The organism is Pseudomonas sp. B424, from assembly GCF_055408345.1.
The window spans coordinates 207,108-215,837 of sequence record NZ_JBUZTL010000008.1; the positions used below are offsets into that span (position 1 = coordinate 207,108).

Annotated in this window: 10 protein-coding genes; 5 read left to right on the forward strand and 5 right to left on the reverse strand. The window is 53.3% G+C overall.

The window, feature by feature from the left end; genetic code table 11:
* The first annotated feature begins 12 nt into the window (after positions 1 to 12).
* Both ACZRMS_RS12640 and ACZRMS_RS12645 read left to right on the forward strand, forming a co-directional pair.
* A protein-coding gene (locus tag ACZRMS_RS12640; protein WP_094991569.1) for an IS3 family transposase occupies positions 13 to 1,175 on the forward strand; the annotation gives its coding sequence in 2 pieces (ribosomal slippage) (positions 13 to 268 and positions 268 to 1,175; 1,164 coding nt in all).
* Positions 1,172 to 2,818: a copper-translocating P-type ATPase gene (locus tag ACZRMS_RS12645; protein ID WP_326427866.1), complete on the forward strand. Its 1,647-nt coding sequence runs from the start codon at positions 1,172 to 1,174 to the stop codon at positions 2,816 to 2,818. The genes ACZRMS_RS12640 and ACZRMS_RS12645 overlap by 4 nt, the downstream gene beginning before the upstream one ends.
* Before the next feature lie 149 nt (positions 2,819 to 2,967).
* Here the strand turns inward: ACZRMS_RS12645 and ACZRMS_RS12650 are convergent, their stop codons facing one another.
* Genes ACZRMS_RS12650 through ACZRMS_RS12665 form a run of 4 tightly spaced genes read right to left on the reverse strand, consistent with a single transcriptional unit; the run spans position 2,968 to position 4,774 of the window.
* Positions 2,968 to 3,150, reverse strand: a complete 183-nt coding sequence (locus tag ACZRMS_RS12650) for a DUF1289 domain-containing protein (protein WP_050683282.1) — start codon at positions 3,148 to 3,150, stop codon at positions 2,968 to 2,970.
* 2 nt (positions 3,151 to 3,152) lie between these two features.
* Positions 3,153 to 3,524: a hypothetical protein gene (locus tag ACZRMS_RS12655; protein WP_047303440.1), complete on the reverse strand. Its 372-nt coding sequence runs from the start codon at positions 3,522 to 3,524 to the stop codon at positions 3,153 to 3,155.
* A gap of 39 nt (positions 3,525 to 3,563) precedes the next feature.
* The gene (gene dmeF / locus ACZRMS_RS12660) at positions 3,564 to 4,478 is read right to left on the reverse strand and encodes a CDF family Co(II)/Ni(II) efflux transporter DmeF (RefSeq protein WP_314492650.1); all 915 of its coding nucleotides are present in this window, start codon (positions 4,476 to 4,478) and stop codon (positions 3,564 to 3,566) included.
* 20 nt (positions 4,479 to 4,498) lie between these two features.
* Positions 4,499 to 4,774 carry a metal/formaldehyde-sensitive transcriptional repressor gene (locus ACZRMS_RS12665; protein ID WP_047303444.1) on the reverse strand — a complete coding sequence of 92 codons (276 nt, stop codon included), beginning with the start codon at positions 4,772 to 4,774 and terminating at the stop codon, positions 4,499 to 4,501.
* 365 nt (positions 4,775 to 5,139) lie between these two features.
* Between ACZRMS_RS12665 and ACZRMS_RS12670 the strand changes: the two genes are divergently transcribed.
* The gene (locus ACZRMS_RS12670) at positions 5,140 to 5,340 is read left to right on the forward strand and encodes a heavy-metal-associated domain-containing protein (protein ID WP_019821359.1); all 201 of its coding nucleotides are present in this window, start codon (positions 5,140 to 5,142) and stop codon (positions 5,338 to 5,340) included.
* Positions 5,341 to 5,458: 118 nt separating this feature from the next.
* On the opposite strand, the gene flgB is transcribed toward ACZRMS_RS12670, so the two are convergent.
* On the reverse strand, positions 5,459 to 5,872 hold the full coding sequence (flgB, locus tag ACZRMS_RS12675) for a flagellar basal body rod protein FlgB (RefSeq protein ID WP_047303446.1): 414 nt from the start codon (positions 5,870 to 5,872) through the stop codon (positions 5,459 to 5,461).
* A gap of 353 nt (positions 5,873 to 6,225) precedes the next feature.
* Here flgB and ACZRMS_RS12680 point away from each other — a divergent pair, with 353 nt between their 5' ends.
* Entirely contained in the window at positions 6,226 to 6,432 is a 207-nt protein-coding gene (locus tag ACZRMS_RS12680) for a co-regulatory protein PtrA N-terminal domain-containing protein (RefSeq protein WP_047303448.1), read from the forward strand.
* A gap of 176 nt (positions 6,433 to 6,608) precedes the next feature.
* Positions 6,609 to 8,603 carry a copper resistance system multicopper oxidase gene (locus ACZRMS_RS12685; protein ID WP_047303450.1) on the forward strand — a complete coding sequence of 665 codons (1,995 nt, stop codon included), beginning with the start codon at positions 6,609 to 6,611 and terminating at the stop codon, positions 8,601 to 8,603.
* Positions 8,604 to 8,730: the final 127 nt, after the last annotated feature.

Genomic DNA, 8,730 nt, shown 5'->3' on the forward strand with positions numbered 1-8,730 from the left:
TCGAGGTGTCAGATGACCAAACAACGCCGCTCCTTTACTCCTGAATTCAAGCGCGAGGCTGCCGACCTTGTGCTCAAGCAAAACTACAGCTACATCGAAGCCAGCCGTTCACTCGGCATTGGTGAGTCGGCATTGCGCCGCTGGGTTGACCAGATTCAGAAAGAACATAAAGGCGTCACCCCGCAGAACAAAGCACTGACTCCTGAACAGCAAAAAATTCAGGAGCTGGAAGCTCGGATTGCTCGGCTTGAGCGAGAGAAATCAATATTAAAAAAGGCTACCGCGCTCTTGATGTCGGAAGATCACGAGCGTTCGCGCTGATTGACCAGTTGAGCGCACATGAGCCGGTTGATTGGCTGTGCAAGGTGTTTGACGTCACTCGCTCGTGTTACTACGCCCAGCGCCTGCGGCGCCGCTCACCCGCTGTTGAACGGCTTCGATTGCGTAGGCGTGTCAGTGAGCTGTTCTCACAAAGTCGCAGTGCTGCGGGCAGTCGCAGCATTTTGTCGCTGATGCGTGAAGACGGTGAGCAGATCGGTCGATTCAAAGTGCGCAGCTTGATGCGCGAGCTTGATTTAGTCAGCAAACAACCCGGCTCCCATGCCTACAAACGAGCAACAGTAGAAAGACTGGATATCCCGAACACATTGAACCGCGAGTTCGACGTGCCAGCGCCCAATCAAGTCTGGTGCGGCGATATCACCTACATTTGGGCGCAAGGAAAGTGGCATTACCTGGCTGTCGTCCTGGATCTTTGTACGCGTCGGATCGTGGGCTGGGCGCTGTCGGAAAAGCCAGACGCTGAGCTGGTGATCAAAGCGCTAGATATGGCTTACGAGCAGCGTGGCAGGCCTTCGGATCTGCTATTCCACTCGGACCAGGGATCGCAATATGCAAGCCGACTCTTTCGCCAGCGGTTGTGGCGATACCGCATGCGCCAGAGCATGAGTCGACGAGGAAACTGCTGGGATAACGCACCGATGGAGCGCGTATTTCGCAGCTTGAAAACAGAATGGATACCGACCGTGGGCTATCGAACTGCGCAGGAAGCACAGCGCGATATCAGCCATTTTTTGATGCATCGCTACAATTGGATTAGGCCTCATCAATTCAACGATGGGTTGGCTCCAGCGCGGGCCGAGGAAAAACTTAAAGTCGTGTCCGGGATAAGTTGACCACTACAATCTCACTCACCTTGCTTGGGCAGATTCTTGAGCTCAAAGCACGATCGCAAACCTCCGCCGCCATCAAGTCCCTTCTCGGCCTGTCGCCCAAGACAGCACGCCGGATCAATACCGATGGACAGGAAGAAGACATTCCTCTCACCCATGTCCACCTTGGAGACCATCTACGGGTCAGACCCGGTGAAAAGGTTCCAGTTGATGGCTCAGTACTGGAAGGTGAAAGTGCGGTGGATGAGTCCATGCTTACTGGCGAACCAGTGCCGGTAATGAAGAGAGCTGGAGATAGTCTGATCGGTGCCACGCTCAATACACATGGCAGCTTGGTAATGGAGGCGCAGAAGGTCGGCGCCGAGACCATGCTGTCACAGATAGTACAGATGGTCGCTCGGGCTCAGCGGTCCAAAGCACCAATGCAACGAATGGCCGACTCGATTGCTGGCTACTTTGTGATGGGTGTTATCGCGATTGCGATACTGACATTTGTCGGCTGGGGGCTTTTTGGCCCTGAGCCCAGTTGGGTGTTTGGTCTGATCAACGCTGTTGCTGTGCTGATCATCGCTTGTCCCTGTGCGCTAGGTCTTGCTACGCCCATGTCGATCATGGTTTCGACGGGTAAAGCGGCCAGCATGGGGGTGCTGTTCAGGGATGCCAGCGCCATCGAAAACCTTTGCAAGATCGACACGCTGATTGTCGATAAGACCGGCACCCTGACAGAGGGACGGCCAGTGTTTCACAGTGTGGAGGCCACACCCAGTTTCAATCCCCACGATGTTCTCCAGCTTGCTGCCAGTCTTGATCAGGGCAGCGAACATCCCTTGGCTCATGCAATCGTCGATCACGCCCGAACTAAGAACATTAAGCTCACCAAGCCAGAGTCTTTCGAGTCTGGTTCAGGTATTGGGGTCAGTGGGATCGTTGATGGTAAGAAGATCGAGCTGGGGAACACCGCATTGATGGAAGCCGTAGGCGTAAGCGCCACTCCCCTACAAGAGCGTGCTGAGGCGTTGCGACGTGATGGCATTAGCATCATCTACCTCGCAGTCGACGGGGCATTGGCGGGGTTGTTGGCAGTATCAGATCCAATTAAGCCGACCTCCAAAGAAGCAGTCACCAAACTCAAGGCTGATGACATCAAAATCATCATGGCAACTGGCGACGGGCTATCCACCGCTCGGGCAGTCGCCAGGGAGATGGGGATTGAAGAAGTCCATGGTGAAGTGAAACCTCAGGACAAGGAGCGTCTGGTCGCAGACCTTCAGCAATACGGCCGGAAGGTCGCCATGGCCGGTGACGGTATCAACGATGCACCAGCTCTGGCCCGAGCAGATGTGGGCATTGCCATGGGGACAGGGACTGACGTAGCGATGAATAGCGCGCAACTCACGCTGGTAAAAGGTGACCTGATGGGAATTTTACGAGCACGGGCTCTTTCGGTCGCAACAGTAAAAAACATGCGGCAAAATTTGGGTTTCGCCTTTCTTTACAACTCAATGGGCATTCCTCTTGCCGCAGGCTTGCTCTATCCACTGACGGGACATCTTCTGTCGCCAATGATCGCTGCCATAGCCATGAGCGTCAGTTCTGCATCTGTAGTTTTCAATGCATTGAGACTGAGAAATACCCGAATTGACTGAGCTGCAAAATTGCAGCGCACTTGCCATGCGTTTGCATACGACCTGACCAGTCATTCGCATTTGACTGATCAGCGATTGAGAATTTGACCAACCAGACATCAAAGCTGAGGGGCTCATAACGACCCAAAGCGGTAAACCTGGGCAAGTGACTACCCATGTGCTTTCTTCAGTCCCTTCAAGCGCACATTCGCCCTTTGCACAGCGGCCATTTTTTCAGGCCGCTTCATGCGTTTCCATTTTCTGATGTCTTCCTTGCTTCGCCCACAGCTCACACACAGATCACCACTGAGTTGGCAAACTGAGATGCAGGGATTCTCGATTTCTTTAGCCATTGTCAGCCACCTTTGGACACACGTGATTGAGTCAGGCGGGTGTTCCAGTCACCTCCGTGAGTTCGCTGACACTCCTCCTCAGAGTCGAAGCGGACGTTAAGGTCTGAAGGGATCAGCTCGATGTTGGCCTCATTCAGCGCTAAGGCCGTCAACTCAAAGATGCGCGCCTTAGCGTTAACCTGGGCGCGCTTTCTGTCAGCCTGGGTTTCGAACACCCAGATTACCTTCAGGGTTTCAGCCAATGCGCTCAGGTCAGCGGCATGAGTGAGCCAGGTAAAGCCTTCGATTTCACCTTTGGCTGTTTCGCACGCTTCGGTGAGCGTGGTCATCAACCGACGTTCGATTCGTGCCAGTTCACGTTTCCCTGGAGGCATTGCGGGTTCCTTTGGAGACAATGGTGGGGAGCCGCTGAATCAGACAGGTCGAAACTCGACCGTTAGATGGCTGACTTCGTGGACCGGCTTGAGACGTTCACGAATTCTATCGGCGTTCGCAGTGGCCTCACCAAGGACGCTGACGATGGCCGCATGGGCTTGCGGTCCAATCCGCCAGACGTGCAAGTCCGTGATAGTGGCATCCCCCGGTTTCTCAATCAGTTCGCGGATTTCCTCGGCAACGTGTGCGTCTGTCTGATCCAGTAGTATTCCTGCGGTGGCCCCCATCAAGGTCCATGCCCAGCGCGCGATAACAATGGCGCCGACAATGCCCATAACCGGGTCTAGCCAAACCCAGCCGAGATACCGGCCGGCGAGCAGTGCAGCAATGGCCAGAACCGAAGTCAGCGCGTCTGCAATTACGTGAACGTAGGCCGATTTCAGGTTGTTGTCGTTCCCGTGATGGGCATGGCCGTGATCGTGATCGTGCCCATGACTGTGCCCGTGGCCCAGCAGTAAGGCACTGACAATGTTGACGATCAATCCGACAATCGCGATGAGCGTAGCGGTGCCGAACTGAACTTCCGTTGGCTGCAAGAGGCGCATGACAGACTCAATGCCAATTCCCAGGGAGACCATACCGAGAATCAGTGCCGAGGCGAATCCGCCCAAGTCTCCAACCTTTCCGGTACCGAAACTGTAGCGCTGGCTGGAAGCATGGCGTTTTGCGTATCCGTAAGCGGCGGCCGCGATGCCCAATGCGCCAGCATGGGTTGCCATGTGGAAGCCATCGGCCAGTAACGCCATCGAACCCGTAATATAGCCGGCGGTGATCTCGCCAACCATCATCACCACCGTCAGTGCCACAACCCAAAGCGTACGCTTGGCATTTTCGTCGTGCGCTGAGCCAAGGAACACGTGGTCGTGTGTGTAATTGATGTTGGTGCTGCTCATGAGTGTGTACCTAGATGCGTTCACTTGGCGTAACGGCGAATGGCTTCAAGAAGCTCTTCGACGCCCTTGTTACGCTCTTCTTCGCTGAGCGCAGGGTTCGCGACATGCTCCCGCGCGTGGTCCTCGATGATTTCCTCCATTAAGCCGTTGATTGCTCCGCGAGTGGCAGCAACAAGGTGTAGTGTTTTTGCGCAATCGAGATCCGATTCCAATGCCCGTTCAACGGCTTGGATTTGTCCGGCTATGCGTTTTACGCGGTTGAGAAGATTTTCTTTGTTTGCTGCAATATGGCCCATGGGATCCCCCCCTACCTATGTATTGTGCATGATAGGCATACCCCCTATACCTATACAAGATCAAAGAACGGAGAGAGCATCTACAGTCCCTGGCAGGAAAGAGGCTTCAAGTGCGAGCGAGGAACGAGAGGAGCTGTAATGTCCGCCTCTGGCCGTTCTTTGCCGGCCATGGCCAAAAGAAGCGTACTGGTCGAATACGCTGCAAATGGTTGGTCAGGTCAAATGCAAACGGCTGGTTAAGTCTGCGCAAATACCCATCAATGACGCTCACAACCCGAAACATATAGCTGTTGACCTTGCCATCGTGTCAACGTTGATGCTGTCGGTGCGGTGAAAAGAGACCGCTCAGCACGAGAGGAATAACCATGTTCGTCTTAGATGTATCAGGCATTGGTTGCGGCAGTTGCGTCAGCAAAATTACCAAAGCGATTCAGTCACTGGACAACGAAGCTACAGTTTCCGTGGATCGGTCAGCCGGTAAGGTAAGTGTTGAAAGCAGCGAAAGCCCAGAGCAGATTCGTAAAGCTGTAGAGGCGTTGGGTTTTCCTTCCCAGATCAGCGCTTGAATGCTGGCACCTTTCCATGGTCAGGGCCCCGTATACAGGGGCTCCCCTTGGTTAACCCCTCAGGGAATACCGAAGCAGCCACGTCGGCCACAATTACCGCTCGCAAGCCCTTGCGCTACTAATCACCTCGCAGAGCTTTGAGCAAACCTTTGAATGCTCCATTCAACCGAGTAAAAGCGGCGTCGAAACGTATTCCATTTTCTGTGTACTTTGCGACCTCAACCTGCTGATCGACAGTATTTTGGTCAATGGCAGGTTGAGCCGGTGTACTGTAAAGCAAACTAACTCCATAAATATCACTGACGGATTCTATTCCGGCAATGTGTTTTACATTTGTCGTTTCCAAAGAAAATAGAGTGGCAGGTGTTTTTTCTATTTCGCGGGCGAGCACAGTAGAAAAATCTAAATCTCGGGCCTTGTAGTTCGGCGTATCAGCATTTGCGATGTTGTTACTCAGGATTTCGGCTCTTTGGCTACGAAGATTCAAAGCTCTTTCCGCTACGCCGACCGCTTTTTCGAAACTAATACTCAAGCAATAATCCTCAACAAGCTCACTTAATGTGCTACGCGATACCTCCGGTATTCACATCTCCGACCAGTAGAGGTTCAAAGACGTAGTCACCTTGAGTAACGAAAACCTACAAAGGTTCGCCCGTTGATATTGTTAGTGAGTAAATATCGATGCGCGCTGGAAGACCGAGACCTTAAGGACTAAATACGGTGTTCTTCAAGAGAAATATCGCAACCTGACGCAACTGTAATATTGGCCTAAGCTTCCCGACAGCGGGTGAGTCTTATAGTCCTATTGAGCCTAATGCTCACCCGCTACGAATCAATGCACGATTGGATTCAGGGGCGGCCAGTACTGATCTGAGGAAACCCAAAATGAACACTATCAAATCCTTGTTCGTCATCGCTGCTCTGACCATTTCATCTTTGGCTATGGCTGAGGGCGGTGGTGATCGGACTTTCGCACGTATGGAATTGGCCAGGAATAATTCGGTGGAATCGTACCAGGTAGCTCAAACGCAGAGCTCTCAACCGCCTGTCGCTGAGAGCAAAGCCAAAGCGATGGATCATAAAAACTGCTGAACGATTAGGCACGCGGCCAAGCTGACAGAAATGTAATCACTAAGGTGGTTTAGATGTGGCAATTTCTGAGCTCGCTTGCTGTAAATATTCGTCTTTTTAACGGTAAGCGAAGCTCATCTTGCCAACTCACGGGTTGTTTTGAACGGCTCCCTTTTGACTGATTGGAAATAAACGGCATGCATTCCAAAACCTCTAGACGGACATTCGTTAAAGGCCTAGCCGCCGGCGGCATCCTTGGCGGCCTTGGTCTGTGGCGCACTCCTGTATGGGCAGTGACCAGTCCAGGCCTGCCGAGCGTCCTAACCGGCAACGAATTTGATCTGTTTATTGGTGAAACCCCTGTAAACATCACCGGCTCGCCGCGCACGGCCATGACCATCAATGGATCATTGCCAGGACCCTTGCTGCGTTGGCGCGAAGGAGAGACAGTCACACTGCGTGTGAAAAATCGCTTGGACCAGGACACTTCCATCCATTGGCACGGGATCATCCTGCCGGCCAATATGGACGGCGTACCCGGATTAAGTTTCCATGGCATCGCACCCGACGGTATGTACGAGTACAAATTCAAGGTCCATCAGAACGGTACGTATTGGTATCACAGCCACTCGGGCTTACAGGAGCAGGCAGGCGTTTACGGGCCAATCGTTATCGACTCGAAAGAACCTGAACCTTTTCAATACAACCGCGACTACGTGGTGATGTTGACTGACTGGACCGATGAAGATCCTAGTCGCGTCATGGCGAAGCTTAAGAAGCAATCTGACTACTACAACCACCACAAACGTACCGTTGGCGATTTCATCGACGATGTCAGCAAGCAAGGCTGGTCATCTGCCGTAGCCGACCGAAAGATGTGGGCAGAAATGAAAATGAACCCCACTGACCTCGCAGACGTCAGTGGAGATACTTACACCTACCTCATGAATGGCCAGGCGCCCAACGGTAACTGGACCGGTATTTTCAAAACGGGTGAGAAGCTGCGCCTTCGTTTTATTAACGGCTCGGCGATGAGCTATTTCGACGTTCGAATTCCTGGCTTGAAAATGACCGTTGTGGCCGCCGACGGCCAACACGTCAAACCGGTCAGCGTCGACGAATTCCGCATCGCCGTAGCTGAAACGTATGACGTGATAGTTGAGCCCGCCAGTGAAGAGGCTTACACCATCTTCGCCCAGTCTATGGACAGAACCGGGTATGCACGCGGAACCCTCGCAGTTCGCGAAGGATTAAAGGCACAAGTGCCTGCGATCGACCCCAGGCCTCTTTTGTCCATGGATGACATGGGAATGGGCGGTATGGCTGGTATGGACCATGGCAGCATGGCTGGTATGGGCAGCGGCGACATGTCCGGCATGGCTGGCATTGATCACAGCAAGATGGCGGGCATGGACCAAAGTGACATGACCGGGATGACCGGCATGGACGGCGGTGATATGACTAGCATGGCTGGTATGGATCACAGCAAGATGGCTGGTATGGACAAAGGCGACATGGCCAACATGGCTGGTATGGATCACAGCAAGATGGCGGGCATGGACAAAGGCGATATGTCCAACATGGCCGGCATGGACCACAGCAAGATGGCAGGAATGGGCGGTGGTGATATGTCGGGGATGGCTGGCATGGGTAGTATGGGTGGAGAAATGCAGACTCACCCAGCCTCCGAAACCAACAACCCCTTGGTTGATATGCAAGCCATGACCCCGACGCCAAAGCTAAACGATCCAGGCATCGGTTTGCGGAACAATGGTCGTCGAGTCCTCACCTATTCAGACCTGAAAAGCACTTTCCAGGACCCTGATGGCCGCGAGCCCAATCGCACCATTGAGCTGCATTTGACCGGTCACATGGAAAAGTTTTCCTGGTCCTTCAACGGCATCAAATTTTCTGACGCTGAGCCCCTTCGTCTCAAGTATGGGGAGCGTCTTCGCATCACCTTGGTAAACGACACCATGATGACGCACCCCATTCACCTTCACGGAATGTGGAGCGACCTTGAAGATGAAAACGGCAAGTTCATGGTGCGCAAGCACACAATCGACATGCCACCAGGTACCAAGCGCAGCTATCGAGTCACCGCCGATGCCTTAGGTCGCTGGGCCTATCACTGCCACCTGCTTTTCCATATGGAAATGGGCATGTTCCGTGAAGTACGGGTTGATGAGTAAAGGAGACGATCTGTGAGCACATACCTAAGGATGCTCCGATCAACTTGCTGCGCGGCGGCCGCAAGTCGTAATTTGCACGGCACGCAGCGCTATTTGCTCAAAACGACCTGATGCAGTGTTCATCGAG

Coding starts and splice junctions, on each gene's coding strand:
- ACZRMS_RS12665 (WP_047303444.1), bottom strand. CDS start 4,774: ATGGGCCATATTGCAGCAAACAAAGAAAATCTTCTCAACCGCGTAAAA.
- ACZRMS_RS12655 (WP_047303440.1), bottom strand. CDS start 3,524: ATGCCTCCAGGGAAACGTGAACTGGCACGAATCGAACGTCGGTTGATG.
- ACZRMS_RS12650 (WP_050683282.1), bottom strand. CDS start 3,150: ATGGCTAAAGAAATCGAGAATCCCTGCATCTCAGTTTGCCAACTCAGT.
- ACZRMS_RS12685 (WP_047303450.1), top strand. CDS start 6,609: ATGCATTCCAAAACCTCTAGACGGACATTCGTTAAAGGCCTAGCCGCC.
- ACZRMS_RS12670 (WP_019821359.1), top strand. CDS start 5,140: ATGTTCGTCTTAGATGTATCAGGCATTGGTTGCGGCAGTTGCGTCAGC.
- dmeF (WP_314492650.1), bottom strand. CDS start 4,478: ATGAGCAGCACCAACATCAATTACACACACGACCACGTGTTCCTTGGC.
- ACZRMS_RS12680 (WP_047303448.1), top strand. CDS start 6,226: ATGAACACTATCAAATCCTTGTTCGTCATCGCTGCTCTGACCATTTCA.